We start from the raw sequence: 25,880 nt of genomic DNA on the forward strand, positions 1-25,880 counted from the left end.
CCTGCTCACAGATTCAACGCCGGCACTCCCGCGCCGCCACCCAGAGACAGCTCCACAAAATGAAAAGACAAGCCTCTGCCCTGTCGGGCGCCATCGTAGCCGCCGCCTCGATTTTCACTGTCGCTGCCTTCGCAGGCGGCCTGCTCTATCTCGACCGCAAGATGGGACGGCCTTTTATCGCGGCAGCGCCTTCCAGCGCCTCGACTGCTCAGCTTCCCACCGATGCGGAGATCGGCCGCATCCTCGCCGACAGGATCGACGTCCAAAAGCAAAGCGTAGGTATCGTCGTTGGCACCATCGGCCCAAGCGGGCGCAGCATCATCGCCCATGGCAGCTTCGGCGGCATCGATCCGCGCCCGATCGACGGCGACACGGTCTACGAAATCGGCTCGGTCACCAAGGTGTTTACCGGCCTGTTGCTTGCCGAAATGGCGCAGCGCAGCGAAGTTGCGCTCAACGACCCGGTCGCCAAATACCTGCCCATGAACGTCGCCGTTCCCGAGCGCGACGGCAAGATGATCACGCTTGCGGATCTCGCCACGCACATGTCAGGCCTGCCACGCATGCCCGACAATTTCGAGCCTACCAACGAAACCAACCCCTATGCCGACTACACGACCGAACAGATGTATGCCTTCGTGTCGGCCTACCAGCTGCCCCGCGACATCGGCTCGGAATATGAATACTCGAACCTCGGCGCCGGCCTGCTCGGCCAGGCGCTCGCCGGGCGTGCCGGCAAGGATTATGAAGCCCTGGTCCGCGAGCGCATCACCGGCCCGCTCGCCATGCACAGCACGACGATCAGCCTCACGCCGCGCCTGAGTGGACGCATGGCGACCGGCCACAACGAGATGCTAGAAATCGCGCCCAACTGGGACCTGCCGGCATTTTCCGGCGCCGGCGCATTGCGCTCGACGGCCAACGACCTTCTGGCCTTCCTCGCCATGGCGCTCAGCTCGGACAAGACGCCGCTGTCGATCGCCCTTGCCGACACGCTGGCCACACGGCGGGCGATTGGCGAGCAGGAGACCTCGGCAGCTCTCGGCTGGGTCGTCACCAAAAGCAGCAATGGCGAGATCGCCTGGCACGATGGCGGCACCGGCGGCTACAGCGCCTTCATCGGCATCCACCCCGGCATGAAGACAGGTGTCGTTGTCTTGTCCAATGCCAACACCGGCGTCAGCGACATCGGCCTGCATCTGCTCAATCCCGAGATCCCGCTGGCCAAACCAAAGCCCCGCCCCACCGAGGCGGCTATCTATCCCAAGCTCTTCGACAATTATGCCGGCCGCTACCTGCTCGCGCCCGACGTGGTGCTCACCATCATGCGCGACGAAGACAGGCTATTTGGCCAGTTCACCGGCCAGCCCAGGCTGCGTCTGTATTCAGAAGGCAACCATCGCTTCTTCACCAAGGAGGTGGACGCCGCGATCACCTTCGCGCGCCCCGCAGCGGGTCAATCGCCCAGCCTCATCCTGCACCGGTTCGGCCGCGATATGCCGGCACCGCGCCTGTCGGACTGATCCCGGACCAACGGTAGAGCGAAACAAAAAAGCCCCGTCGAAACGGGGCCCTTTTTGATGCTATGAGCGAAGAGCTCAGAACTTGTCGTCTTCGTCTTCGTCTGGCGTCTTCGACCGAAGCGCGGTGAGCTTGGCGAACACCGCGTTGGCGTCGAGCTCCCTGTCTTCGTCCTTGGGGGCGGCCTGCTCCGGCGTCAGGCGCTCGGTCAGCGATGCTGGCAGCAGCGTATCGCCGGTCGGTGCCGCAGCTTCGCGGCCGCGCGAGGCGCGCTGCACTTCGATGTCGAGGTCGATCTGCGAGCACAGGCCAAGCGCCACCGGATCGAGCGGCGACAGCGTCGCCATGTTCCAGTGCTTGCGCTCGCGGATCTGCTCGATCGTCGCCTTGGTCGTGCCGACCAGGCGCGAAATCTGCGCGTCCTTGAGCTCGGGATGGTTCTTGACCAGCCAGTAGATGGCGTTCGGGCGATCCTGGCGCTTGGACAGCGGCGTGTAGCGCGGCCCCTTGCGCTTGGTCTCGGGCACGCGAACCTTGGGCTCCGACAGCTTCAGGCGGTGGTTGATGTCGCCTTCGCCCTTGGCGATCTCGGCGCGCGTCAGCTGGCCGGTCATGATCGGGTCCATGCCCTTGATGCCCTGGGCCGATTCGCCGTCGGCGATCGCCTTCACCTCGAGCGGGTGCAGCGAGCAGAACTGCGCGATCTGGTCGAACGACAGCCCGGTATTGTCGACCAGCCAGACAGCGGTCGCCTTGGGCATAAGCAGCGTATTGGCCATGCGATATATCCTCTTCGCTCGCCCGCGTCCCTCACGCGGGCGGTGGATCAAGACCACCAGAAAATGGGAAATTCGGCCCGTATATAGACGTATTCGCCGGCCACCGCAACGATTTTGGAACTGCCGCCAAACAGGCCTCTTCGCCGGCTGCGACACGCAAAAAAGCCCCGCTCCCGATCAAACCGGGAGCGGGGCTGGTCGTCAAACCAACAGCTTACTTCAGCTGGTCGGCGACCTTTTCAAGTGCCGCGACAGCGCAAGCCTCGTCGAAATTGCCGCCAGGTGCGCCACCGACACCGACAGCGCCGATCACAGCATCCCCTGACTTGATCGGCACGCCGCCGGCCAGAACCAGAAAGCCCTCGATGTTGACCAGCTCAGCAGCGGCCGGGTTCTTGGCGACGTTTTCGGCCATCTTCGAGGTCGGCGTGCGCGACGACGAGGAGGTGAACGCCTTGGCGCGCGCGGCTTCGACCGTATGCGTGCCGGCATTGTCGGCGCGGACCAGCGCGCGCAGCACGCCGGCGCGGTCGACCACGGCGGCAGTCACATTGTACTTGTCGGCGGCGCAGGCGGCGACGGCGTTCTGGGCGATCTCGACGGCGAGGCTCGACGAGATGTTCTTCTCGGTCAGCACCTGGGCGGAAGCGGCACCGGAAACGGCAACGAGGGCGGAAGCGGCGAGGAGGATGCACTTGATCATGGTTCGGGTCCTTTGTTCGGAAAAAGCGTTTCGCTTGTCCGAGGCCAGAACTAGCCAAACCGCCCACACGGCAGAATCCGCGATGCCACCACCTGCCCTAGGTAATACTACCTACTTCTCCACTAGGCTCAGCCGCACGAACTCCGCCACCGAGCTCGTGCCCAGCTTCTCCGCGATCTTCGCCCGGTGCGCGTCGATGGTGCGCACCGACACGTCGAGTGCTTGCGCCACCTCCTTGCTCGCCCAACCCCTGGCCACCATGTCGAGCACCTCGCGCTCGCGCTCCGTGAGCTTCGCCAGAAGCGCGCGCGCCTCGCGCTTTTCCAGCCGCGCGTCGAGGCTCGCAAACCCCTGCTGCAGCGCTTCGACCAGCACCTCGCCATCGACCGGCTTGGTCAGAAAATCCTGGATGCCGGCCTTGAAGGCGCGCCTGCAGGCGGCGACGTCGCCATGGCCGGTGATCATGACAGTCGGCCAGTCGATGCCGCGCTCGCCAAGCTTCTGGTACAGCTGAAGGCCGGAAACCTCGGGCATGCGCAAATCGACCACCAGCACGCCCGGCCTGCCCTCGTCGACATGCGCCAGAAACGTCTTGGGGTCGCCAAAGCTCTCGACCGAAATCCCATAGGTGCCGAGCAAAAACGCGATCGCCTCGCGCACCGCCTCGTCATCGTCGATCAGATAGACCTGATACCTGCTCATGCCTCGACCCTCGGCAATGTAATCACGAACCGCACTCCGCCACCCGCGCCATTTTCCGCCTCGATCCGCCCGTCGACCCGCTCCACCAGCGTCCGGCACAAGGACAGCCCCAGCCCCATCCCGTCGGCCTTGGTGGTGAAGAACGGCACAAACAGCTTTGGCAGCACCTCTGCCGCGATGCCTGGCCCATTATCCGCCACCTCGATCTTTACGTCTGCACCCACGACCTTCGTCGCGATCGAAATCCGCGCGTCCAAAATCCCGGCCCCTTCCAGCGCATCGGCCGCGTTGCGGATCAGATTGTGCAGCACCTGCTCCATCTCGATTGCGTCGACCACCGCCTCCGGCGCCTCCGCCGCAAGCTCCAGCTCCAGCCTGATCCCGCGCCGTTCGAGATCGGCAGCCGTCAGCGCCACTATCTCGCTCACGATCCCGTTGAGTGCGCTTGGCTTTGGCTCCGGCGCCTTGTTGGAGGCATAGTCGCGCATCCGCTTCAGCATCTCGCCGGCGCGCTTGGCCTCGCGCACATTGACGTCAAGCGCCTCAGAAATCAGCCCGAGATCGGGTTTTTCGGCACCCGCAAGCCTGAGTGCCGCCTGGCTGCGGCTCAGCACCGCCGTCAGCGGCTGGGTCAGCTCATGCGCGATCCCCGACGCCAGCTCCCCCATGGCGTTGACGCGCGAGGCATGCGCCAGAAGCGTTTCCCGCTCCTGCAAAAGCGCCCGCGCCTCCGCCTGCCGTGCCACTTGTTGCGATCTTTGCGCCGCCGCCCGCTGCCTGAGCGCAAACATCAGCGCAAACGACGCCAACCCGGCCAAGACGGCAAACCCAAGCAACGACCGCCACGGCAAAAGCGCGTCGAGCGGCAAGGCCCGGTCGAGCGAAAGCAGGATCTTCTGCCCCTCGCCGTCGATCACCTTTTCGAAATGCGGTGCGGCCACAAACGAAGCGCCCGCGCCCAAAGCATCCTCCGCAGGCAGGTCGAGCAGCGCCTGCCCGTCAAGCGTGAGCCTCAGATGCGCCCAATCAGGCCGCTCCTCCGGCTCCAGCAGAAGTGCTGCGTCGATGCCGAACACCAGCACCGCATCGGAAGGTGCCGGCGCCCGCTTGGCCAGCAGATAGCGCCCGTTCCCACTCGCATGCACTGATATCTTGCCGCGCAGCTGTTCGCTTATCGCCCCGCGCAAAGGCGCAAGATTCTCGCCCCCGCCTTCGGGCACCTCGACCAGCATCCTGACCCCGCCCCCCGCACCGAGGCTTGCCCCAGCCGCCGCCCCCGGGCCGGTGCTGCCGCCACCGCCATCGAGCGAAACCAGCGCGATCCAGGCGATGCGCGGATAAAACCTTGATATGCTCTCCATCACCTGCCGCACGGCGCCCAAAGGTGCTGGCTCCGCCCCGCTGGTCAGCGCGATCAGGCTGGTCATATGCGCATCATGCTGTGCTGCGCGTTGCGAAATCAGCCGGTGCAACGTCCGCCCGGTGACCTCCAACTCCCCCGCCAGCCGCGCCCTGGACGTCTCCACCGAATAGAGCGCAAACGCCAAAAGTGCCGCGAGCCAGAGCGCGAGGCCGAAGAGCCAGGTTCTTGTCAGGTTTTTTGTCACGCGAGATCAGCACTGCGAAGCAACAGTTCATCCAGGCCAAGCCTTGGACAGCTGGGCAGTGGGCTGGCAATGACAGCTAACATGAGAGATTTGTTCCCTTTTCGTTCATGCCATGCTACCTTGCAACGATAAATATCACGTGAGATTTTCAATGCATTCACGTCTAGCATCTCCTATTGCAAGCTGCACAAGCGATCATGATTCGCTTAGGGATGGGCAGATGCCTTTAGGAACAGTTGGCAGAGCGAAACCTCAACGGATTCGTGACCCACTCCATAATTTGATCGAATTCGACATCGGACAATTCGAGCAGACGATGTGGCGCGTCCTTCAAACTCGCCCGTTCCAGCGTCTTCGGCGAATTCGTCAGCTTGGCTTCTCTGAGTTTGTATTCCCAGGCGCAACGCATACTCGTTTCGCACACTCAGTCGGCGTTTTTCACATAGCACGTGCATTGATGGCTATAATCGAAAGCGACCCGACCAAACGTACTCATCAGTCCCACGTGGCTTTGGCAGCCGCGCTTGTCCATGATTTGGGACACGGAATGTTCAGCCACGCGTTTGAAGATGTCGGGAAAAAGCTTGGCCTATCCATGGCGATGCACGAAAACGTAAGCGACGCCCTAATCCGCAACTCGGAGGTCAGCGAAGTATTTAATAGCGAACTTGGTCGCAGCTTTTCAGATGAAGTAGCAGACGTAATTCGCAACAAAAATCCTGGCAATCTGTTCGACTCGGTTGTTTCAAGCCAGTTCGATGCAGATCGACTGGATTATATGCAACGAGACCGGCTAATGACCGGCGTTCAAGGAAGCGGCGTAGACTCCACTTGGATTCTCGCAAACCTCGAAGTGGGCACCGTCCCGACAAACGCAGACGAAGAAGCCGCGGGTGACGTTAAGACACTCGTTCTCGGCCCAAAAGCGTTCCATGCAGCCGAACATTATATACTCTCTCTATTTCAACTTTACCCAAATGTTTATCTACATAAAACAACTCGTGGAGCAGAAAAAATATTGTCTGCTCTTATCCTAAGAATACATAAACTTGTTAAATCGGAGAATTCGACGTCAAGCGGACTTCCTAATAACCATCCAATAATTGCTTTCCTTTCAGACCCAGATAACCTTGAGAAGGCTCTTCAATTAGACGACGCCGTTTTTTGGGGTAGCCTACATTTTCTGTGCGAGTCAGAAGACAAAACAGTTTCGGAGTACGCAAGACGACTTCAGAATAGAAATCTTCTTAAGTGCATAGACATTCGACAAGCGATCGAAGGGAAAACTCCGATAAAGCGCGGAATGACTGCCGATGATCGACGCGAGCGCGAAGCAAAAATCACCATTAAGGTTAAATCAGCAATAAAAGAGATTGAAGAAACTGCGGCTGCCAGAGAGAATAAAGGCAAAAAAGAGATTCTCGTAGATCAATATAAAAGATCTCCGTACAAAAAATTCCAAGACTCTCAAACACCTTTAAATCAAATACTTATAAGAAGATTAGATTCTATAGAGGACATGGCCCATCTCTCATCAGTAGTTTCGGGTGCTGATTCATTTGAAGTGAACCGTGTCTATATAGACGACGATGACACCGAAGCTCGAATGATGATTACAAAGATTCTACAGACATCAGAAGGAGAAAGATAAATGTCAGCCTATGACCTCCATGAAAGGGCGGCCTCCTTTGTCTTGGATGCTGGCGGAGAATTGGTCGGGCGTACTCGTCTTCAGAAGGTAGTTTTTCTAACTCACTTAGCTGGCCTCTCTGATGAATTTGAATTTGAATACCGGCACTATGGCCCATTTAGCGAAGATCTTGCGGACGCCATGAAGTTGGCAACCGGCTTAAGATTGGTGAGGGAGGAAGAACGGCGAACAGATTGGGGCGGCTGGTACTCTGTTTTTACGGCCCTCCCACAGGAAAGGGTCCCAAATCCAGATCGGGTAGCATTTGTTTCTGCCGCAGCTAAAGTTGGCGCCATTGAACTTGAATTAGCTGCAACCGCCGCATTTCTTTTCGAAGTAGAAGGCGTCGGCAACGGAAACGAAGATGACCCCTGGGAAGAGACGGCCCGTCGTAAGCCCGAGAAGGCCAGCGATGGACGGCTTGATCGGGCAAAGGCCGCCTATCGTCAGCTCAGAGAAATCCCTACACCTACGCCGCTTCCTAATATCGCGTAGAAGACGACTGACGGTACGGAAGCACTAAGGCGACTGAGTGGGGTGGCCTACGCCGCCTTGGCAACGCCCCCCACTTCGGATTACCATGCCCTCAGCGGGGATGCTCCGATGACATCAAGCTTCAACGTCCAAAGCGCGGCTGGTTATGAGCAACTCATGGGGCGCTGGAGCCAGAAGCTCGCGCCTCTGCTGATCGACTTCGCCGGCCTCGCCGATGGCGAAAAGATTGTCGACGTTGGCTGCGGCACCGGCAGTGTGACCTTTGCGCTGCCCAGGGCCGCCAATCTCAGTGAGATCGCCGCGATCGACTACTCGCCCATCTTTGTCGAGGAAGCGATCCGGCGCAACAGTGATCCGCGCATCACAATCCAGCAGGCGGACGCCTGCGCGCTGCCATTCGAAGACGGCTATTTCGATCGCGCTGTCGCTGCTGGTCCTCCACTTCGTGCCCGAGGCCGGCAAGGCGATCGCTGAAATGCGTCGCGTCGTGCGCCCTGGCGGTGTGGTCGCGGCCGCCGTCTGGGATCATCTCGGCGGCATGCCCGGCATGCGCATGATGATCGACACCATGGCGGCGCTGAGCGAAGGCGGGCGCCAGCTGCGCAATCGCTATTGTTTCCAGCCGATGATGCGGCCTGGCGAAATGAAGCACAGCTTCATCGAAAATGGGCTGAAGGACGTGGCGGAAACCTCGCTTTTGATCCGCATGGACTACCAGTCGTTCGACGATTACTGGGCGCCGATCGCATCAGGCGAAGGGCCATTGGGCAAATATGTGGCGGCACTCGACGCCGCACAGCAGGCGGCAACCGAAGCCGCCGTGCGCAGCGCTTATGAGGCCGGCCAGCCCGACGGTCCGAGGTCGTTCGCAAACGTGGCCTGGGCCTGCCGGGGCGTTGTTCCCTAATCACCGTGGATAGATTTTCCGCGTTTTGGCGCCATAGTATTTCGGCTGACCATCCCAACGTATTGAAATAGCTGACTTTCCCAGAGGCTTTCGACCGCCACCGCCTCAGTTTGAAAATTTTCTTTTCCACACCCCTTCGCACCTCAGCGATAATCCACCCATCGCCCTCAGGGAACCCGGGTCATGAACCGGATGCCTGGGGAGGGTGACGGCGTCCGGGCTGGCAGGGGATACGGTGCCCCTGCTGGGTGATGAGCCCCCAAGTCCGGGCCTTGCGGCGGCTGACGGTGAAAGCCGAGGCGTCTGAGCGGGGCAAGAGCGCTGGCGGACGCATGGCTGCGCGTCACGCACTAGCATCACAGAGACGCAAGGCCATGCGTCCGGTTCCCAATCCCGGCTTCAACAGCGCGGGACACTTTTGTGCGCCCAAATTTTCCCCAACCACCCTGCCCGCGCCCGAAAAGACCCACGCGGGCCGTCAACCGGAGACATCGTCATGTCGAGGAAACGCAAGCAAGAGACCGAAATCATCGACCCGCCGCTGCCGGGCTACGGCCACCTGCCCTATTCCATGCACAACGCGCTCGTGCTCGCCGTCAGCATCGCCGCCACCATGGAAGGCGCGCACCAAAAATGCCAGCGCCGCGAATGCCGCAATTTCGGCCGCTGCCGTGCCTCACCGACCGAATTCGGCCGCGCCGGCTTCTGCCCGGTGCCGCTGGGCCGCGACGCCGACCGCCGCATCGAAGGCATGTTCCTGTTCGCCACCCAGCTCGCCAATGGCTGGCGGTGACCTTTCAGGACCTGGGTTCCTCGCCCCCTCTGGGGGAGAGGTGCCGAGCGCAGCGAGGCGGAGAGGGGGCAATTCCCTCCCCCTTGTGGGGAGGGATAAAGGGTGGGGGTACCCTTGTTTGCGCCGGGGGAAAAAAACCCCCACCCCGGCCCTCCCCACAAGGGGGAGGGAGAAAAAACCTCACCCTACATCCAGCACGATCTTGCCGATGTGCTCGCCCTCTTCCATGCGCTCATGCGCCCGCCAGGCTTCCCGGAGCGGAAAAATCATGTCCATGACGGGTGCGACGCGGCGGACGGCCAGCAGCGGCCACACCTGGGCTTCGAGTGCTGCAGCGATTGCGCCCTTGAACTCGGTGGTGCGCGGCCGAAGCGTCGAGCCGGTATGGGTCAGCCGTTTGACCATCAGCCGTGAGAAATCGGCACTCGCCACCGCGCCCCCTTGCGTCGCGATCTGCACGATGCGCCCATCGACGGCGGCCGCATGATAATTGCGCCCGACATAGTCGCCGCCGACCATGTCGAGGATGACATTGGCGCCCTTGCCGTCGGTGGCGTCCTTCACCGCCTGGACGAATTCTTCCGTTTTGTAATTGATTGCGCGATCGGCCCCGAGCTTCAGGCAGGCGGCGCACTTCTCCTCCGAGCCTGCGGTGGCGATCACATAGGCGCCAAAAGCCGAGGCGAGCTGGATCGCCGTCGTGCCGATGCCCGACGAGCCGCCATGCACCAGAAGCGTTTCGCCCGCCTTGAGCGCGCCGCGCTCGAACACATTGTGCCAGACGGTGAAGAAGGTTTCGGGCACGGCGGCAGCTTCGGTGAAGGTGAAGCCCTTGGGCACCGGCAGCGCGTTGGTTTCGTGCACCTTGGCGTATTCGGCATAGCCGCCGCCCGGCGTCAGCGCGCAGACCGCGTCGCCGATGCGCCACCGCGTGGCACCCGCGCCCAGTGCCGCCACCTCGCCCGACACTTCGAGCCCGGGCAGGTCGGACGCGCCGGGCGGTGGCGGATAGGCACCCTTGCGCTGCTGCACGTCGGGCCGGTTGACGCCCGCCGCATGCACCCTGATCAGGATCTCGCCTTGGCCCAGTTCCGGCAGGTCGCGCTTTTCCGCCTTGAGCACGCGTGGCCCGCCAGGTTGCGTGATCGCCACCGCAAGCATCTTGTCGGGAAGTTCGGCTGCGTTGGCCATGTCTTTTTGTTCTCCGTTGGTCCGGTGGGTTCCGGACTTTACATGTCATTGACCGCACTATGTATTCTGATTGGCAAATCAGGCAAACGCCTGTCTGACATCAAGGAGAGCGAGATGGCGCTGTTCGACGACGAGCCGAAGAAGAAAAAACCCGTCCACGAGATCGGCCAGGACCTGTCGCTGCTGTCGGTCGGCGACCTCAACGAGCGCATCTTAGCTTTGCGCGCCGAGATAACGCGGCTTGAGGCGGAGCTTGCGGTGAAAGGCTCGACCAAATCGGCGGCCGAGGCGCTGTTCAAGCGCGGCTGATATTCGCCCGCCACCGATATGCCCCAAACGGGCTATCATCAGGTTGCAGTGCCTAATTGATTCGTGGTGGGACACCAGATGCTCGCAACCTACCGGCCGATCCTGTCGTTGCTTCGCGGCACCGCCTTCCTCCTGGCCGCCTCGGGCCTGCACGGCCTTTTGCTTCCGCTGCGCGGCCAGGAAGAGGGGTTTTCGACCACAGCGCTCGGCCTGATGGGCACTGCCTGGGCCGGCGGTTTCGTTGCCGGCTGTTATTTTGCCCCGCGCGTCGTCCGCCGAGCCGGCCACGTCCGCGCCTTTGGCACCTTCGCGGCTTCCGCTGCGATCATCGCGCTGCTCACCGGGCTGATCGTCAACGAATATGTCTGGATTCTGCTCCGCGCCTTCACTGGCTTTTTCATGGCCGGTGCCTTCATGGTCATCGAAAGCTGGCTCAACGAGCGCGCCACCAACGAAAACCGCGGCACGGTCTTCGGCCTCTACATGATGGTCACTTACGCCTCGATCATGGCCGGCCAGATGATGGTCGCTGGCGGCGATGTCAGAAGCGACGCGCTGTTCATGGTCACCGGCATCCTGTTTTGCCTGTCGCTGATCCCGACCGCCGTTTCGAGTGCCGCCCACCCCAAGCCGCTGCAGGACGTCTCGCTCGACATCAAGGGGCTCTACGCCAATTCGCCGGTCGCCTCGGTCGCCTGTTTCCTCATCGGCGTCGCCAATGGCGGCTGGGGCACGCTGGGCGCGGTCTATGGCGCGCGCGTCGGCATCTCGACGCCTCAGATCGCACTGATGATGAGCCTAGTGGTGGTCGCGGGCGCGGCGTTGCAAATCCCGGTCGGCAAGGTCTCCGACAGGACCGACCGGCGTTATGTGCTGATCGGCGCGTCACTCGCCTCGGCGATTGCGGCGGTCCTGATCTTCCTGGTGGCGCCACGCTCGGGACTGTTCGTGATTGCGATGACGGCGAGCTATGGCGCTTTTGCCTACACGCTTTATTCGCTGGCGGTGGCGCATGCCAACGACCACGCCAACCCCGAGGATTTCGTCAAGGTTTCGGGCGGCCTGCTGCTGCTCTACGGCTTTGGCACCATGGTCGGCCCGCTGCTTGGCGCTGGCCTCATGGACCACTTGCGGCCGGAGGCACTGTTCCTTGCCACGGCTGCCGCACATTTCACGTTGGCTGGCTACACCGCCTTGCGCATCAGGCGCCGCGCGCCGGTTCCCATCGAGGATCGCGAGGCGTTCCAGACCCAGCCGGCCGACCGCAGCTCGACACCGGAATCGCTGCGTCTCGACCCGAGGCAACCGGCAGAGACAGACATCTGACAGCAGCCGGACCCACGTCGCGAGACAACGTGGCGAGCCTTGCGACTCATGGTTGAGATTTGGAACCCGTTGCGGCACAAAGGCAGCCATGACAGCTGACGACTCCTTTGTGGCCATATCGGATGCCAACCGGCGCCATCTGCTGGAAGAGTTGCGGCGCGGCCCAAAGACCGTGGGTGAACTGGCGGCCGGCTTGCCGGTGTCACGGCCCGCAGTGTCGCAGCACCTCAAGGTGCTTCTGGATGCAGGGCTGGTCAGCGCGCGCGCCGAGGGAACGCGCCGCGTCTACGCGGTGAGCGTTACCGGGTTCAGGAAGCTCAATATCTGGCTGGATCAGTTCTGGGATGCTTGAGACGCGATGGGGAAGTCGCCTTGGCGGCAAGCTCGGAGAATTCGCACCCACTTAGGTTTGTAAAACACATCACCCTGTCCCGGCGGCGATGTTGTCGCCGCCGGCTATCTGGCCCGCGCGGAAGGTGGCAGGCCCTAAGGGGAGACCGAGAGCGTGGCCTTAGTGCTGGGTCGGGTCCCCTTTCAGCTTTTCAATCTCGTCCTTGAGAGCCAGCTTGCGACGCTTCAGCATGACGAGTTGCAAATCATCCACCGAGGGATGATTCATCGCTTCACCGAGTTGACGCTCGATGTCGCCGTGTTTCCGCTGAAGCTCTTCAAGATGGGAAGCAAGAGACATGATTGGTTCTCCCTTTCATGGTTTCCTCGAAGTCCCGAGCACAGCCCTGCCCACCGCAGACAGTGCTCTGTGACGGAACCATGACAGTCTGCCACCCCCGGTCGGCGATGTCGAATAACGTGTGGTAGCATTTCCTGACAGCTTGAAATGTGATAAGGGCTTCGCGGCCGGTGACAAGGAGTCGCCGACCCGCCTTAGGAGCGCCCCGGGTGCGCCAGTGAGTTTGCAGACGGTAGACATGTCGGAACAGGAACAGGCCGAGATTCGTCTCGAGTTTGCACGCTTGAAGCAGGACCATGCCGATTTCGACGCCGCGATCAACGCGATGATCGCGATGGGCTGCGATACGTTGCAGATCCAGCGGATGAAGAAAAAGAAACTGGTCCTCAAGGACAAGATCAGCCAGATCGAAGACCGGATCATCCCCGACATCATTGCCTGAGAAACCGCCATTTGCAGCCGGCCTTTGGTTGCGGTGGCAGCGCATTTCGGTTATGCGCAGGCTTGTCAAGCAGGGGTGCCGCGCGTGAGCAAGGACAAGGTCGACGTCGCCATCATCATGGGGAGCCAGTCAGACTGGGCGACCATGCGCCATGCCGCCGAATTGCTCGACGTGCTCGGCATTGCCTATGAGGCGCGCATCGTCTCGGCCCACCGCACCCCCGACCGGCTTTATGAATTCGCCAAGGGCGCCAAGGCTGCCGGCTTCCGCGTCATCATCGCGGGCGCTGGTGGCGCTGCCCACCTTCCCGGCATGACGGCGGCCATGACCCCCTTGCCGGTGTTCGGCGTGCCGGTCGAATCAAAGGCCCTGTCGGGCCAGGATTCGCTACTTTCCATTGTTCAGATGCCGGCCGGCATCCCAGTCGGCACGCTTGCCATCGGCAAGGCCGGTGCCGCCAACGCAGCGCTGCTTGCCGCAGCCGTGCTTGCCCTTTTTGACGACGCGCTCGCCACAAGGCTCGACGAATGGCGCGCCGCCCAGACCGCAAGGGTCGCCGAACACCCGACGGACGACGCGTGAGCGCGCCGCTGCCTCTCGGCGCCACCATCGGCATCATCGGCGGTGGCCAGCTTGGCCGCATGCTGGCCATGGCTGCAGCCCGTCTCGGCTATCAGACCGTTGTCCTTGAACCCCAGGCAGATTGCCCGGCGGCCCAGGTCGCCAACCGGCAGATCGTCGCCGCCTATGACGATCCGGCCGGTCTTGACGAACTGGCGCGCGCCAGTGCCGTCGTCACCTATGAATTCGAAAACGTGCCGGTTCTGGCTGCCGAGCAACTCGCTCGTACCGTCCCCGTCTACCCGCCAGCACGTGCGCTGGAAGTCGCCCAGGATCGCCTGGTCGAAAAAACCTTTCTGAACGGCATCGGGATATCCACAGCCGACTTCATTCCTGTGGAAAACGACCAGGATCTGGCCTCGGCCCTGCAGGCCTTTTCTGGCAGCGGCGTGCTGAAGACTTGCCGCATGGGTTATGACGGCAAGGGCCAGTTGGTGTTCCGCAATGTCACCTCTGGCGGTTTTGATGGCGCTTGCGCCTCGCTCGGCAATGTGCCGCTGATCCTCGAATCCTTTGTCGCTTTCGAGCGTGAAATTTCAATCATCGCCGCGCGCGGGACCGATGGCAGCATCGCAGCCTTCGACCCGGCCGAAAACGTGCACAGCAATGGCATTCTTGCCAGTTCGACCTTGCCGGCAGCGATCGGCATCGAGACCGCCGAGGCCGCACGCGAAGCCGCGCGCAAAATCCTCGCCGCCCTCGACTATGTCGGCGTCATCGGCGTCGAGTTTTTCGTCCTCGCCGACGGCGCGCTTTTGGTCAACGAGATGGCACCGCGGGTACACAATTCCGGCCACTGGACCGAGGCGGCCTGCGTCGTCTCCCAGTTCGAGCAGCATATCCGCGCGGTTGCCGGCCTGCCGCTCGGCGACGCCAACCGCCATTCCGACTGCGTCATGGAAAACCTGATCGGCGACGACATCGCCAAGGTGCCGGCCTTGCTGGCCGAACCCGATGTCGCCGTTCACCTCTACGGCAAGGCGGAAGCGCGCCCCGGCCGCAAGATGGGCCATTTCACGCGGCTCACACCGCGCAGCTGACGGGCAGAAGCGCGTCTTGTGACGTTGTTCAAGGGCTGCTTGGCGGAAAGCAGCCGTCACCGATCACATCGCTTTGATGCCGGGTGGCACCCATGTGCCGTTCATGACGGAAGCGCGCGGCGAATACAGGCGCAGGGTCGGCTGGATCGCCCCTGAGGCCGGCGATGGCAGCCAGTTGGCTTCCTTCTCCGCTCCCGGCGATTGCGCCTGGATGTAGATGTCCAGCGAGCCATCGGCATTGAACTTGAGCTTGTCGCGATCGCCGATCGCGAAGCGATTGATAGGATTCGGCACCTGGAAGCCCTGCTCGTCATACATGGTCAGCGACCAGAAGGCGTCGACTGGCGGCAACTGGTCCCTGGTGAAGTGCAGGACGTATTTGTTCGCACCGTCCAGGGGCTTGCCCTCGCTGTCGACGAACGCCGCCGGATAGACAGCATCCGCAGGCAGATTGGCTCCCAGACCAGCTAGCGCGACCATGGCGCGCTGCAGGTAAGACGTGCCGTAGGTCCCCATGTTATCCGTTGCAATGTTCCAGCCGTTGACGTGCGTACCTTCTCCACCTCGCTTGAGAAACGCGACGACGTCACTCAGGGCCTCTTTCGAAGCGCTGTTGATGAGCGCGGTTGTCTTCGCATCGAGCTTGCCGGCATCCCAGCTCTTGCCGGGCTCGAGTCCCAGCGCGCGCATACGGAACAGGATCGGATAGTCGTTGGCGTGCGGCGGATATTTCTTCAGCAATTCGGCGAAGCGGGTGAAGAACTCGACACCCGTCATATTTTCCACCTGAACCAGCGGCGGCGTCTTGGTGTCGACGCTTGCATCGACCGGAGAAGTTGCGGGCGGCGCAGAGGACTTGCCCCACTGGTCGAGCGGCGTCAGCTTCAGGCCGTCCTGAACCTTGTGAACATTGTCGTAGTCGGACGGACCGTTGGTCTGGATACGCCCCATGATCCAGATCATCGACGTTGGCGCGTCGATGCGCTGCACGCCTTCGGGAAGTTCGCCCTGCCAGCCGGGCGCTACGTAGGCAAAATTGCCAGCAGCCGTGCCGGTCGTCCGTGAGCCGACCGAGGCGAAAACGTCCGTCCACATGTCAAGGGAAGGCACGAGATAGAAGCGCCCGCCGGTGTCGGGCACCGACATGATCACCGGCCCCTTGCTGAGGTCGGCCCAGGCGAAGGAATACAGAGTGTCGAAGTTGAAGCGGACGACATCCTTTGCGTCGGCAGCCGGATAGGTGCGGAAATAGGCGAACTGGTTGATCGGCGCGCGGCCATGGACGGAGGTAGCGTCCGGCACGGCCGTCGCCTGCCGCATCGTCGCGTCCATCAGCACAATGGGATAGGCGTATTGGTACACCTCCCGCGCGATTTCCTGGACCTTCTGCTCAGAAAGCTGCGCCGAACTGCTCGTCGCCGTTTCTTGCGCGGCGGCAATGTAAACGGTGCCGGCAGCAAGCATTGCCGCGGTACTGATAGTTACAAGCCAGTTCTTCATGATCTGCTCCCGTGCTGCAGGCGATGTGACACCATAGATCAATTGTCGGGGAACTGGCACGAGGGGTTTGCGGGAAAATTGTGGGGGCCACTTCACCCGGCTTACACCGCGCCGCTAAGGGTAGATGGCTGGCGTTTGCGTGCTACGCTAGCTGCGAGCATCCGACGTCAACAATGGCTATTGGGTTCGCCTATGTCCTACATTGATGGCTACCTCATTCCCTTGGAGACCTCCAAGCTTGAGGAATACGAGCGCTTTTCAAGGCATGTGGCGGAGGTCTATCGCGAATATGGCGCCCTGCGGGTCGTGGATTGCCAGCTGGATCGCACCGTCGCCAACGATGCCGATTTTCACGCAGAACAAGCACGCGACGATCTCGACACCGACGAGGTGCCGCTTCGTGATTTTGAAACGGCGGCGGCAGCCCTGAGCGGCGAGACCGTCATTCTTTCCTGGACCGAGTGGCCAAGCAAGGAAGCGCGCGACCTGGGCCTCGCCAAGGCGCTGGCCGACCCGCGCATCCAGCCGAAAGAGGGCGAGAAAATGCTGTTTGAAGGACGGCGGCTGATAGCCGGAGGCTTTCTCAAGCTGATCGACGTTTAGTCTGCGCTGGGTGGACTGCGGCAGCTCCCGAACTTGCTCATGTTGCGAGCGAGATCATGCCGGGGACCGTTTCAGCGAGCCGAAGAAACCGATGATGCGCGTTATTCGCTGCTGGTCGGGGTCAATAAAGGCAATGTCCAGGCCTTCAGGCAGGGATGCCCCATCAGGCATCACGAACTTCCAGGCGAAGCGCGCGACCCCATGATGAACATCCACGTCACTTGTGCGCAGGATGCGGGCGCCAGGATGCTTGGCCTGAATTCCTGCGATGTGAGCGAGCAGCGCTTCCGCGCCTGCGGCATGGACTGAAGGGTCCGTATACGTTGCGCCGTCGCCCCAGACTGGCAACAGCAAGGCCCGCCGCTGCTCGGCACTCTCCGTAGACCAGGCGGCGCAATATGTGTCGATGAGAAGTGTCAGAGACATTCCATTTCCTTCATATGAATTGTGGGCGCGAGGCTGGACGACAACCCGGCCAGCCTCAGTCCTTGTTTGCCGCTGCTCTTATGCGGGCTTTCCCATAAATTGCGACAACGCCGCGAAGTCTGCGTGCAGCTGGCCGGCCGCAATCGCCCGCCGGAAGATAGTGTCGTAACCGTCAACCACGGAGCGGTCGATTCGACGGGCATCCATTAGTTCCAAAAGGTGCTGGAATGAACTGTGATGTATGGCGATCGACGAAAGCGTCTCCTCGTCGCTGTCAAGCCGGCCGGCGTTGGTGCGCTTGATGAGATCAGCGACAAGCCCTTCGACAACCGGCGCCGTCGCCGTCCACTGCCGACCCAGTTCGCCCAGATCGATGTCTTCGGCCTGGCTCACGGCGATCGCATGGAGCGCTCCGAACAATGCGCCCCACATCAGTGCCAGCAAAGCGCTATCAAGCGCATTGGCACGTCCAGGGCCTTGTCCGACATGCTGGACGTTACCGCCCAATGCGCGAAAGACGGCCTCGTTTTCCCGAAAGGCCTGGCTTTGCCCTGAGACCAGGATCGTACCCGCATCCGTGCCGATGAAATCCGGCGTCGCCATGATCGCGCCATCGAGATAGCTGGCGCCGTGCGCAGCGCACCATTCGGCGACTTCGCGTGCGCCATGCGGTGTACCTGACGTGAGTTCGACGATCAGCTTGCCGCGGATTGCCGAAGCGACCGCATCATCATGCAGGATTTCTGCAGTCGCTGCATAGTCGCTGACATTCACCATGATGATTTCAGCTGAAGTCACAGCTTCCAGCACCGAAGGTGCTACGGTTGCGCCGAGCAAGGCCAACGGTTCGGCCTTGTCTTTTGTCCGGTTCCAGACCGTCGTGCGATGACCCTTAGCAAGCAGGGCGCGGGCAAGTGCCGAGCCCATGCGACCGGTTCCAACAACGGCGATTGAACGCTTCATTCCAACTCTCCATATCCAGTGGCGGCATAACGATGCGACTTCTGTCGCGACGTGGTGGAGGTATGGTGATATGGGCGGCGCACAATACGAACCTGGGCGTAAGTGGTCACCTGAAGGTAAGGAGGACACAATGGACAAGACGGCGGACAATGGCTTTGCCGCGGCTGTCAGGATGACCGAAGGCAAATGGAAGATAGACATTCTTTGCCAGCTCGGAACGGCATCGCGCCGGTTCGGCCGCCTGAAGCAGTCGATTCCCGGGATCAGCGAAAAGATGCTGGCGCAGCAATTGCGCGAACTGGAGGCCGACGGGCTTGTCGACCGGAAAGTCTATTCGGAGACGCCGGCCAAGGTGGTCTATTCGCTCACCGAACGCGGCGCAGCGCTCAATGCAGCAGCAGACTCGCTGTGCCGCTGGGGCGCTGAATTCGGCCTTCCCTGCGAGGCTCAGAACAAGGCGGAATACGCCTAGTACGATACGGGACGGTTGTCCTTTTTTCGACCGACATTGTTTCGACCGACATTGAATCGCCAGCGGGTACGCATCCGCACGACTGTTTCGGAGCGGCGCAGGACGCCTCGGGGCCGGATAGATGAATCAATCCGCAGGCTTGGCGCTGCCTGCGGTTGACTGGCTGAGACTCCTCGTCTATGAGCCTTTCACACAAATTGGGCGCGCTCTTTTGGCGCGCTTTTAGTTTCGGCCCGGTGATGGGCCCCATCCGACGGGTTAGTGACATGAAGATCAAGAATTCGCTCAAGGCACTCAAGGGCCGCCACCGTGACTGCCAGCTGGTTCGTCGCAAGGGCCGCATCTACATCATCAACAAGACCGCCCCGCGCTACAAGGCTCGCCAGGGCTGATGTAGGCTCGGCCGCTCGCGGCCGACGCATCACGGCAATTTCAGTTTGACGTTCCCATGCGGGGGTCTAAAGTTTCCGCATGCGGAACGTTTTTGCCTTTTTCGCCCTGGCCATGGCGGCAACGTTCCCGCCGCAGCTGGCGTTTGCCCAAACCACAGACAGCCCCGTTGTCGCCAAGCCCGACAATCAGCTTGATTCGCTGTTTGCCGAACTGAAGCGCGAGCGCAACGAAAAGGCGGCCGAGCGCATCGCCAGCCGCATCACGGAAGCGTGGAACAAGTCGGGAAGCGCCTCCGTCGACCTGATGATGCTCTGGTCCGAGCAGGCGATCAAAGCCCAGAAATTCGACGTCGCGCTTGATTTCCTCGACCAGGTGGTGACGCTGCAGCCTCAATATGCCGAAGGCTGGAACCGGCGCGCCACCGTGCATTTCCTGACACGCAACTATCGCAAGTCGATGGCCGACATCGAACGGACGCTGGAGCTTGAGCCGCGCCATTTCGGCGCCTTAGCGGGCATGGCGCAAATCATGGCCGCCACCGGCCGCAACGAACTGGCGCTGCAAGCCTGGCAACGCGTGCTCGTCGTCTACCCGATGCTGCGCAATGCCCAAAGCGAGGTGTCGCGGCTGTCGGAAGAGCTTGCCGGCGAAGGCATTTGAAGGGAATAGGGGAGTAAGGGAGTAGGGCAATACGGCAGTATGGCAGTATGTGTCTGCGCCCCTCTCGATGCCTTACCTACTGCCCTATTGCCCTATTGCCCTATTACCCTATTGCCCTACTCCCTTACTCCCTTACTTCACTTCCTCCCCCAGAGCCGCATGAACATCCTCGCCACAATCCTGGTCCTGCTTGTTGCGCTGGTTCTCGCGCTTGCAGGCTTTACCCGCGTGACATCCTGGCTGATCGAGCGGCGCAATCCGCCGGTGGGCAGTTTCGTCGACATAAATGGCGCCCGCCTCCACTATGTCCACGTGCCGGCATCCGCTGGCGCTGACCTGCCGCCACTCGTCTTCATTCATGGCGCGAGCGCCAATCTGAAGGACCAGATGCTGCCACTGAGGCAGCTGTTTGAAGGCCGCGCCGAAATGCTGTTCTTCGACCGGCCCGGTCACGGCTGGTCGGAACGCGGCAACAACGAGAACCCGACCGAACAGTCGGCGACGATCGCAGCGCTGATGGACAGGCTCGGCATCAAGGATGCGATCATCATCGGCCATTCGTTCGGCGGCGCTGTGGCAGCGACCTTTGCGCTCGAGCATCCCGACCATATGCGCGGGCTGCTGTTTCTGTCGGCGGCAACGCATCCCTGGCCAGGCGGCGGCACGTCCTGGTACTACAGTGTCAGCGCCAAGCAGGTGGTGGGACGGCTTTTTGCCGAAACGGTCGCCAATCCTGCCGGGCTGATGCGCATCGATGCGGCGACAACCTGCGTCTTTTCACCCAACAAGGTGCCGGATGGCTATGTCGACAAGGCCTCGATCAAGCTGGTGCTGCGGCCAAAGGCTTTCCGCGCCAACGCCATCGATGTCGAGGGGCTGTACCGCCACGTTTTGGCAACCGCGCCGCGCTACCCCACGATCAAGACGCCGACGGTGGTGATCTCAGGTGATCACGACACTGTCGTTTATGAAGAGATCCATTCGATCGGCCTTGCCCGCGACATTCCGGGCGCCGAGCTGGTCTGGGTGAAGAACCTCGGCCACAAGCCCGACTGGGTGGCGCCCGATCTTGTCGAGGCGGCCGTGGAAAAAATCGCCGGTCAGCCGCGCGACCTGCAGGCGGTTGCGCGGGTTGTCGAGGCGAGGATCGCCGATGACGCGTACGGCACCGACATTTGCGTGAACGAGAAAGTAGGGGGAATAGGGCAGTAAGGCAGTAGGGCAATAAAGGCGGCTACTGCCGTACTGCCTTACTGCCCTAATCCCGTCTCTTACCTGCTTCCCTTGCCGTCCGGCCCGACATAGGCAATGCGCAGCATGTTGGTCGAGCCCGGCGTCCTCAGCGGCACGCCGGCGGTGATGATGACGCGGTCGCCGGCGGCGGCGAAACCTTCGTTGAAGGCGACGTTGCAGGCGCGTTCGACCATGTCGTCGAGATTGACCGCATCAGGCGAGACGACGCAGTGCGTGCCCCACAACAGCGACAGGCGGCGCGCCGTGTCGAGGATCGGCGACAGCGCGATGATCGGCACCCGTGGCCGCTCGCGCGCGGCGCGCAGGCCGGTGGTGCCCGAAGCGGTATAGGTGACGATCGCCGCAAGCTTCAGCGTCTCGGCGATTTCGCGCGCTGCGAGCGAAATGGCGTCAGCACCCGTTGCTTCCGGCTGGGAACGCTGGGCGTTGATGATGCCGGGATAGGTCGGATCCTTTTCGACCTGATGAGCGATGCGGTCCATCGTCGCCACCGACTCGACCGGATATTGCCCCGCTGCCGACTCGGCCGACAGCATGATCGCATCGGCACCTTCGAACACCGCGGTTGCCACGTCGGAGACCTCGGCGCGGGTCGGCACAGGTGCTGTGATCATCGATTCGAGCATCTGGGTGGCGACCACCACCGGCTTGCCGGCGCGACGGGCGGCACGAGTGATCTGCTTTTGGATTCCGGGCACCGATTCGATCGGCATTTCAACGCCGAGGTCGCCACGGGCGACCATCAAGGCATCGGACAGCTCGATGATCTCGGCCAGACGCGCCACAGCCTGCGGCTTTTCGATCTTGGACATCAGCAGCGCACGCCCTTGGGCGATCTTGCGCGCTTCGGCGAGATCCTCGGGGCGCTGGATGAACGACAGCGCGACCCAGTCGACACCGGTCTCGAGCACCGCGTCGAGGTCCCTGCGGTCCTTCTCGGTCAGCGCGCCGACCGGCAGGTCGGTGTCAGGCAGGCTGACGCCCTTCTTGTCGGAAATCTTGTTGCCGGCAACGACCGTGCAGACGATCGACTTGCCGTTGGTCTTCACGGCCCTCAGTTCGAGCTTGCCGTCGTCGATCAGCAGGCGATGGCCTTCCTGCACCGACTTGAGGATCTCGGGATGCGGCAGGTGGACGCGGGCCGCTGTGCCGAGTTCGGGATTGTCGTCGAGCGTGAAGGTCTGGCCGACGGTCAGCTCTTCCTTGCCATTGGCAAACTTGCCGACACGCAGCTTGGGGCCCTGCAGGTCGGCGAGGATGCCAATCGGACGGCCCGCCTCTTCTTCGACCTTGCGGATGCGGGCGACAAGCGTGCGCATCGAATCGTGGTCGGTATGGCTCATATTGATGCGGAAGACGTCGGCGCCCGCGTCGAAGAGCTTGCGGATCATGACCTCGTCGGAGGAGGCAGGACCGAGAGTTGCGAGTATCTTGACCTTGCGGCTACGTCTCATTGAGCGTTCGTTCCCGAGGCGGCCGCATTGGCGCCCGTTGCGGGCTCGTCGGTGAGCTGGACCATCCAGTTCGCCTGTTCGCCCGTGTCGTATTCCTGGAATCCGGCACGCTGGAAACCGCGCGCTACGCAGTCGGTGACGCCCGCGACTTTGAACTCTTTTTCAGCCACGCACATGTTGATGGGGCCATCCCAGCGTCCGCCGCGCTCGGCATCTTCTGCATAGAGATAATAAAACCTCGATGACAGCGGGCCTTCGATCAGCGTCTTGCAGGTGGAACCTTCAATGTGCCACCAGCCTTCGGTGATCCAGCCGGCCTTGGCGCGGTAGCCTATGCCGACACCGACAAGGCTCTGGGTCGCGTTGCAGACCCTGAAATCGGCATGTGCCGGGGTCGCTGCGACTGATGTAAACAGCGGGATGGCCAGGAAAAGGAAAAGCATTGCGAAGGCTGAGCGTGCGCGCGGCCCTCCGGCAAATTCCATCCCAAAGCCCCTCTTCGACGAATTCTGCATTTTCTGGTGCCCTTTTCGGCAATGATCAGGCGCATGTCAACGCATGGCTGCGCGCTTATCCAATCGATTTAGATGCGCTTGGCCGGCATGATTTGCTGCCTCATCTGGCATATTCGAAAAAAGGTTGGCAAAACAACGGCGTTAGCACATATCCCCACATCAGGGACGGCCACGAAACTACACCCAAGCCCTGCCGAAGGACAAATTGCCGCCGATGACGCGAACCGCAATCTTTGCCCCTTTCGAGATCATCGAAGGCAACCGCAACAGGGGCTTGGTGCTTTTGTGCGACCACGCCCGCCGCGACCTGCCCGAGGAATATGGCGATCTCGGCCTGGCGCCCGAGGAGTTCGACCGCCACATCGCCTACGACATCGGCGCCGAGCAGGTCACCCGCAAGCTCGCTGAGATCATCGGTGCGCCGGCGGTTTTGGCCAATTTTTCGCGGCTGCTGATCGACCCCAATCGCAGCGAAGATGACCCGACCCTGATCCGCCAGCTCTATGACGGCTCGGTCATTCCGGGCAATTATCCGATGTCAGCAGAAGAGCGCGAGCGGCGCCTCGACACTTTCTACCGGCCCTATCACGACGCGGTCGGCGCCATGGTTGCTTCGGTTCACAATCAGACCGGGACCGCACCCTTCATCCTGTCTGTACATTCCTTCACTCCCGTCATGCAGGGCCGCGCCAGACCCTGGCACGCGGGCGTGTTGTGGGACATGGACCACCGCGCCGCCTGGCCGCTGATCGAGATGCTGGCCGAAGACAAGGGGATCGTTGTCGGCGACAACGAGCCTTATGACGGCGCATTGCGCGGCGACACCATGTTTCGCCATGCCATCGTCAACGGCTTTGCCCATGCGTTGATCGAAATCAGGCAGGACCTGATCGGCGACGACAAGGGAACCACCGATTGGGCCAATCGCCTCGCCCCCATCGTTGACGCGATCAACCGCCGTGCCGATATACATGAGGTCAAGCAATTCGGCTCGCGCACCGGGCCGTTGTGATGGAGACGACGATGGCCCAACTCAGCGAAACCCAGCAGCGCGATTTCGAGGCCGCCGCCTTCCGACGCTTGCTGGAGCATCTGCGCGAGCGCAGCGACGTGCAGAACATCGACATGATGAACCTCACCGGTTTCTGCCGAAATTGCCTTTCCAACTGGTATCGCGACGCGGCCTCCGAGGCCGGTGTCGAGCTGTCCAAGGAAGCCTCGCGCGAGATCGTCTACGGCATGCCTTATGCCGAATGGCAGGCCAAGAACCAGCTGGAGGCGACCGACGCGCAGAAGGCAGCCTTCGAGGCCAGCCGGCCCAAGGATCATTGACGCAGAATCTGTGGCGGCGTGTCAGCTGCGCCGCCACGTCCCCTTGACCCTCCTGCCATCATGAGGCATCGAACCGGCCGAAATGCCCTTGGCGCGCCGAGTCGCGCTTTCCCATTCACCTTTGCCCCAGTCAGATTGCGGAGTGCCCCATGGCCGACGAAATTACAGACACCAGCCAGACCGTTGCCGCCGGCCAGTTGCGCGCCTTCATCGAGCGCATCGAGCGGCTTGAAGAAGAAAAGAAGACCATCTCCGACGACATCAAGGACGTCTATGCCGAAGCCAAGGGCACCGGTTTTGACACCAAGGCGCTCCGCACACTGATCCGCCTGCGCAAGCAGGACCAGGCCGAGCGCGACGAGGCCGAGGCGATCCTCGACCTGTACAAGGCAGCACTTGGCATGGTGTGAGGCCAACCACGGGCCTCCGCGCGTCCGAAGCGGCACGCGGAGGCTTGAGGTGCCTGGAGCATCGGCGACCAGGCTGAGAATTTGGCTTCCGACATAGGGTCACGCGTCGCAGCGACCCGCGGCTGTTCACCATGACGGCGAAGGATACGCTCGCCACACTTGTAAACGCGCCGGATATGATGCCCTATTTGAGGGTTGGCTGTCGCAAGAGCGACAATGGCACGGGGTCACAGACGATGACAGAGACCGGGCGCTTCCATCCTTCCGACAACCCGCTGGCCGGGCCGAGCGGCCTGCCGGCTTTCTTCTCACGGCGCTGGAACGGCGAAGTTCCACTTGGCCAGCTGTTCTGGCGTGACATGGTCACGGTCGGCAGCCTGATCAATGTCGCCACCACGATCGCAGCACTGCTGATCCTGGCGGCCAAGATGTCGGCATTGCTTGCGGTCGCCGTCCACCTGATCCCGCTGCCTTACAATCTGTTCCTTTATGGCAGCGTGCTGCGCACCGCCGACATGGCAGGCACGCCCAATGCCGGCACGATAAAGCTCGGCGCCACCTTGTGGATCATCCTCGCCAGCCTGCTTTGAGACTCAGCTCGCCGCCTCGAAGTTCAGCGCCACGCCGTTGATGCAATAGCGCAGGCCGCTCGGCGGCGGGCCATCGGGAAAGACATGGCCAAGATGGCTGCCGCAGCGCGCGCAATGGCATTCCGTGCGCACCATGCCATGGCTGCGGTCGACGGTGTTTTCGACCGAGCCTTCGACCGGATCGTTGAAGCTCGGCCAGCCGGTGCCGCTTTCGAACTTCAGCTTGGATTCAAACAAGGGCTGGTCACAGCCGGCGCAGGTAAAGGTGCCGGCGCGCTTTTCATAAAGCAGCGCGCAGCTTCCCGGCCGTTCGGTGCCGTGGTTGCGCATCACCTGGTACTGCTCGGGCGTCAGCAGCGCGCGCCATTCGGCATCGGTGCGGGTGACGGGATAGGTCTTGGTGTCCATGCTAGGGTCTCCCGGACTTGTTCTTCTTGTTCGCATTCTTCGCACAGATAGTTACGAAGCGCCCAACCTGACAGGGCATCACT

The 25,880-nt window shown here is 61.7% G+C and carries 31 protein-coding genes and 1 pseudogene; 20 read left to right on the forward strand and 12 right to left on the reverse strand.

Annotation, left to right across the window (positions count from 1 at the left end; translation table 11 throughout):
- Positions 1–59: 59 nt before the first annotated feature.
- The gene (locus tag AC1DLV_RS10645) at positions 60–1,523 is read left to right on the forward strand and encodes a serine hydrolase (RefSeq protein ID WP_476799494.1); all 1,464 of its coding nucleotides are present in this window, start codon (positions 60–62) and stop codon (positions 1,521–1,523) included.
- A 75-nt stretch (positions 1,524–1,598) separates the two neighbouring features.
- Here the strand turns inward: AC1DLV_RS10645 and AC1DLV_RS10650 are convergent, their stop codons facing one another.
- The 4 genes from AC1DLV_RS10650 to AC1DLV_RS10665 all read right to left on the reverse strand — a co-directional run bounded on the left by AC1DLV_RS10650 (position 1,599) and on the right by AC1DLV_RS10665 (position 5,312).
- Positions 1,599–2,300, reverse strand: a complete 702-nt coding sequence (locus AC1DLV_RS10650) for a DUF1013 domain-containing protein (protein ID WP_476799495.1) — start codon at positions 2,298–2,300, stop codon at positions 1,599–1,601.
- Between the two features lie 214 nt (positions 2,301–2,514).
- Positions 2,515–3,003 (reverse strand): GlcG/HbpS family heme-binding protein, encoded by a 489-nt coding sequence (locus AC1DLV_RS10655; RefSeq protein WP_476799496.1) that lies wholly within the window; start codon positions 3,001–3,003, stop codon positions 2,515–2,517.
- 111 nt (positions 3,004–3,114) lie between these two features.
- The gene (locus tag AC1DLV_RS10660; protein WP_476799497.1) at positions 3,115–3,705 is read right to left on the reverse strand and encodes a response regulator transcription factor; all 591 of its coding nucleotides are present in this window, start codon (positions 3,703–3,705) and stop codon (positions 3,115–3,117) included.
- Positions 3,702–5,312, reverse strand: coding sequence for a sensor histidine kinase (locus AC1DLV_RS10665; protein WP_476799498.1), 1,611 nt, complete (start codon positions 5,310–5,312; stop codon positions 3,702–3,704). The genes AC1DLV_RS10660 and AC1DLV_RS10665 overlap by 4 nt, the downstream gene beginning before the upstream one ends.
- Before the next feature lie 220 nt (positions 5,313–5,532).
- On the opposite strand from AC1DLV_RS10665, the gene AC1DLV_RS10670 reads away from it, so the two are divergent.
- The 4 genes and pseudogenes from AC1DLV_RS10670 to AC1DLV_RS10685 all read left to right on the forward strand — a co-directional run bounded on the left by AC1DLV_RS10670 (position 5,533) and on the right by AC1DLV_RS10685 (position 9,197).
- Entirely contained in the window at positions 5,533–6,963 is a 1,431-nt protein-coding gene (locus AC1DLV_RS10670) for an HD domain-containing protein (RefSeq protein ID WP_476799499.1), read from the forward strand.
- On the forward strand, positions 6,964–7,497 hold the full coding sequence (locus tag AC1DLV_RS10675) for a hypothetical protein (protein WP_476799500.1): 534 nt from the start codon (positions 6,964–6,966) through the stop codon (positions 7,495–7,497). It begins immediately after the preceding gene.
- Positions 7,498–7,605: 108 nt separating this feature from the next.
- Positions 7,606–8,404 (forward strand): annotated as a pseudogene (locus tag AC1DLV_RS10680) (class I SAM-dependent methyltransferase).
- A gap of 496 nt (positions 8,405–8,900) precedes the next feature.
- Positions 8,901–9,197, forward strand: a complete 297-nt coding sequence (locus AC1DLV_RS10685; RefSeq protein WP_476799501.1) for a hypothetical protein — start codon at positions 8,901–8,903, stop codon at positions 9,195–9,197.
- Positions 9,198–9,377: 180 nt separating this feature from the next.
- Here the strand turns inward: AC1DLV_RS10685 and AC1DLV_RS10690 are convergent, their stop codons facing one another.
- A complete protein-coding gene (locus tag AC1DLV_RS10690) occupies positions 9,378–10,388 on the reverse strand; it encodes an NAD(P)H-quinone oxidoreductase (RefSeq protein WP_476799502.1) in 1,011 nt (336 codons plus the stop codon).
- A gap of 114 nt (positions 10,389–10,502) precedes the next feature.
- Here AC1DLV_RS10690 and AC1DLV_RS10695 point away from each other — a divergent pair, with 114 nt between their 5' ends.
- The 3 genes from AC1DLV_RS10695 to AC1DLV_RS10705 all read left to right on the forward strand — a co-directional run bounded on the left by AC1DLV_RS10695 (position 10,503) and on the right by AC1DLV_RS10705 (position 12,375).
- Positions 10,503–10,697 (forward strand): DUF1192 domain-containing protein, encoded by a 195-nt coding sequence (locus AC1DLV_RS10695; protein ID WP_476799503.1) that lies wholly within the window; start codon positions 10,503–10,505, stop codon positions 10,695–10,697.
- Positions 10,698–10,775: 78 nt separating this feature from the next.
- The gene (locus AC1DLV_RS10700; RefSeq protein WP_476799504.1) at positions 10,776–12,023 is read left to right on the forward strand and encodes an MFS transporter; all 1,248 of its coding nucleotides are present in this window, start codon (positions 10,776–10,778) and stop codon (positions 12,021–12,023) included.
- An 88-nt stretch (positions 12,024–12,111) separates the two neighbouring features.
- Positions 12,112–12,375, forward strand: a complete 264-nt coding sequence (locus AC1DLV_RS10705; protein ID WP_476799505.1) for an ArsR/SmtB family transcription factor — start codon at positions 12,112–12,114, stop codon at positions 12,373–12,375.
- A gap of 159 nt (positions 12,376–12,534) precedes the next feature.
- Here the strand turns inward: AC1DLV_RS10705 and AC1DLV_RS10710 are convergent, their stop codons facing one another.
- Complete coding sequence (locus AC1DLV_RS10710) at positions 12,535–12,714, reverse strand: YdcH family protein (protein WP_476786053.1); 180 nt, start codon at positions 12,712–12,714, stop codon at positions 12,535–12,537.
- A gap of 238 nt (positions 12,715–12,952) precedes the next feature.
- On the opposite strand from AC1DLV_RS10710, the gene AC1DLV_RS10715 reads away from it, so the two are divergent.
- The 3 genes from AC1DLV_RS10715 (at position 12,953) to AC1DLV_RS10725 (ending at position 14,817) form a co-directional block, all read left to right on the forward strand.
- On the forward strand, positions 12,953–13,156 hold the full coding sequence (locus tag AC1DLV_RS10715; protein ID WP_067956996.1) for a YdcH family protein: 204 nt from the start codon (positions 12,953–12,955) through the stop codon (positions 13,154–13,156).
- Between the two features lie 117 nt (positions 13,157–13,273).
- A complete protein-coding gene (gene purE, locus AC1DLV_RS10720; RefSeq protein WP_476799552.1) occupies positions 13,274–13,738 on the forward strand; it encodes a 5-(carboxyamino)imidazole ribonucleotide mutase in 465 nt (154 codons plus the stop codon).
- The gene (locus tag AC1DLV_RS10725; protein ID WP_476799506.1) at positions 13,735–14,817 is read left to right on the forward strand and encodes a 5-(carboxyamino)imidazole ribonucleotide synthase; all 1,083 of its coding nucleotides are present in this window, start codon (positions 13,735–13,737) and stop codon (positions 14,815–14,817) included. The genes purE and AC1DLV_RS10725 overlap by 4 nt, the downstream gene beginning before the upstream one ends.
- A 63-nt stretch (positions 14,818–14,880) precedes the next feature.
- Here the strand turns inward: AC1DLV_RS10725 and AC1DLV_RS10730 are convergent, their stop codons facing one another.
- Complete coding sequence (locus tag AC1DLV_RS10730) at positions 14,881–16,281, reverse strand: DUF1254 domain-containing protein (RefSeq protein ID WP_476799507.1); 1,401 nt, start codon at positions 16,279–16,281, stop codon at positions 14,881–14,883.
- Positions 16,282–16,509: 228 nt separating this feature from the next.
- On the opposite strand from AC1DLV_RS10730, the gene AC1DLV_RS10735 reads away from it, so the two are divergent.
- On the forward strand, positions 16,510–16,920 hold the full coding sequence (locus tag AC1DLV_RS10735) for a DUF1428 domain-containing protein (protein ID WP_476799508.1): 411 nt from the start codon (positions 16,510–16,512) through the stop codon (positions 16,918–16,920).
- A gap of 54 nt (positions 16,921–16,974) precedes the next feature.
- On the opposite strand, the gene AC1DLV_RS10740 is transcribed toward AC1DLV_RS10735, so the two are convergent.
- Both AC1DLV_RS10740 and AC1DLV_RS10745 read right to left on the reverse strand, forming a co-directional pair.
- Positions 16,975–17,274: a hypothetical protein gene (locus tag AC1DLV_RS10740; protein WP_476799509.1), complete on the reverse strand. Its 300-nt coding sequence runs from the start codon at positions 17,272–17,274 to the stop codon at positions 16,975–16,977.
- Between the two features lie 150 nt (positions 17,275–17,424).
- Complete coding sequence (locus AC1DLV_RS10745) at positions 17,425–18,309, reverse strand: NAD(P)-dependent oxidoreductase (RefSeq protein WP_476799510.1); 885 nt, start codon at positions 18,307–18,309, stop codon at positions 17,425–17,427.
- Between the two features lie 130 nt (positions 18,310–18,439).
- Here AC1DLV_RS10745 and AC1DLV_RS10750 point away from each other — a divergent pair, with 130 nt between their 5' ends.
- The 4 genes from AC1DLV_RS10750 to AC1DLV_RS10765 all read left to right on the forward strand — a co-directional run bounded on the left by AC1DLV_RS10750 (position 18,440) and on the right by AC1DLV_RS10765 (position 21,046).
- On the forward strand, positions 18,440–18,781 hold the full coding sequence (locus AC1DLV_RS10750) for a winged helix-turn-helix transcriptional regulator (protein WP_476799511.1): 342 nt from the start codon (positions 18,440–18,442) through the stop codon (positions 18,779–18,781).
- A 266-nt stretch (positions 18,782–19,047) separates the two neighbouring features.
- Positions 19,048–19,173 carry a type B 50S ribosomal protein L36 gene (ykgO, locus tag AC1DLV_RS10755; RefSeq protein ID WP_018429929.1) on the forward strand — a complete coding sequence of 42 codons (126 nt, stop codon included), beginning with the start codon at positions 19,048–19,050 and terminating at the stop codon, positions 19,171–19,173.
- A gap of 79 nt (positions 19,174–19,252) precedes the next feature.
- Positions 19,253–19,834: a tetratricopeptide repeat protein gene (locus AC1DLV_RS10760; RefSeq protein WP_476799512.1), complete on the forward strand. Its 582-nt coding sequence runs from the start codon at positions 19,253–19,255 to the stop codon at positions 19,832–19,834.
- A gap of 159 nt (positions 19,835–19,993) precedes the next feature.
- On the forward strand, positions 19,994–21,046 hold the full coding sequence (locus AC1DLV_RS10765) for an alpha/beta fold hydrolase (protein ID WP_476799513.1): 1,053 nt from the start codon (positions 19,994–19,996) through the stop codon (positions 21,044–21,046).
- Between the two features lie 59 nt (positions 21,047–21,105).
- Here AC1DLV_RS10765 and pyk read toward each other — a convergent pair whose 3' ends face one another.
- Positions 21,106–22,542: a pyruvate kinase gene (gene pyk / locus AC1DLV_RS10770; protein WP_476799514.1), complete on the reverse strand. Its 1,437-nt coding sequence runs from the start codon at positions 22,540–22,542 to the stop codon at positions 21,106–21,108.
- A complete protein-coding gene (locus tag AC1DLV_RS10775; RefSeq protein ID WP_476799515.1) occupies positions 22,539–23,027 on the reverse strand; it encodes a DUF1036 domain-containing protein in 489 nt (162 codons plus the stop codon). Before AC1DLV_RS10775 ends, pyk begins: the two co-directional genes overlap by 4 nt.
- 244 nt (positions 23,028–23,271) lie before the next feature.
- Here AC1DLV_RS10775 and AC1DLV_RS10780 point away from each other — a divergent pair, with 244 nt between their 5' ends.
- The 4 genes from AC1DLV_RS10780 to AC1DLV_RS10795 all read left to right on the forward strand — a co-directional run bounded on the left by AC1DLV_RS10780 (position 23,272) and on the right by AC1DLV_RS10795 (position 25,389).
- A complete protein-coding gene (locus tag AC1DLV_RS10780) occupies positions 23,272–24,069 on the forward strand; it encodes an N-formylglutamate amidohydrolase (protein ID WP_476799516.1) in 798 nt (265 codons plus the stop codon).
- An 11-nt stretch (positions 24,070–24,080) separates the two neighbouring features.
- Positions 24,081–24,389: a DUF1244 domain-containing protein gene (locus tag AC1DLV_RS10785; protein ID WP_476799517.1), complete on the forward strand. Its 309-nt coding sequence runs from the start codon at positions 24,081–24,083 to the stop codon at positions 24,387–24,389.
- Between the two features lie 149 nt (positions 24,390–24,538).
- Positions 24,539–24,799 carry a DUF2312 domain-containing protein gene (locus AC1DLV_RS10790; RefSeq protein WP_476784372.1) on the forward strand — a complete coding sequence of 87 codons (261 nt, stop codon included), beginning with the start codon at positions 24,539–24,541 and terminating at the stop codon, positions 24,797–24,799.
- Between the two features lie 236 nt (positions 24,800–25,035).
- The gene (locus AC1DLV_RS10795; protein ID WP_476799518.1) at positions 25,036–25,389 is read left to right on the forward strand and encodes a hypothetical protein; all 354 of its coding nucleotides are present in this window, start codon (positions 25,036–25,038) and stop codon (positions 25,387–25,389) included.
- Positions 25,390–25,392: 3 nt separating this feature from the next.
- On the opposite strand, the gene msrB is transcribed toward AC1DLV_RS10795, so the two are convergent.
- The gene (gene msrB, locus AC1DLV_RS10800; protein ID WP_476799519.1) at positions 25,393–25,797 is read right to left on the reverse strand and encodes a peptide-methionine (R)-S-oxide reductase MsrB; all 405 of its coding nucleotides are present in this window, start codon (positions 25,795–25,797) and stop codon (positions 25,393–25,395) included.
- Positions 25,798–25,880 lie beyond the last annotated feature (83 nt).

The sequence above is a fragment of the Aminobacter sp. 01T433 genome, from assembly GCF_056398585.1.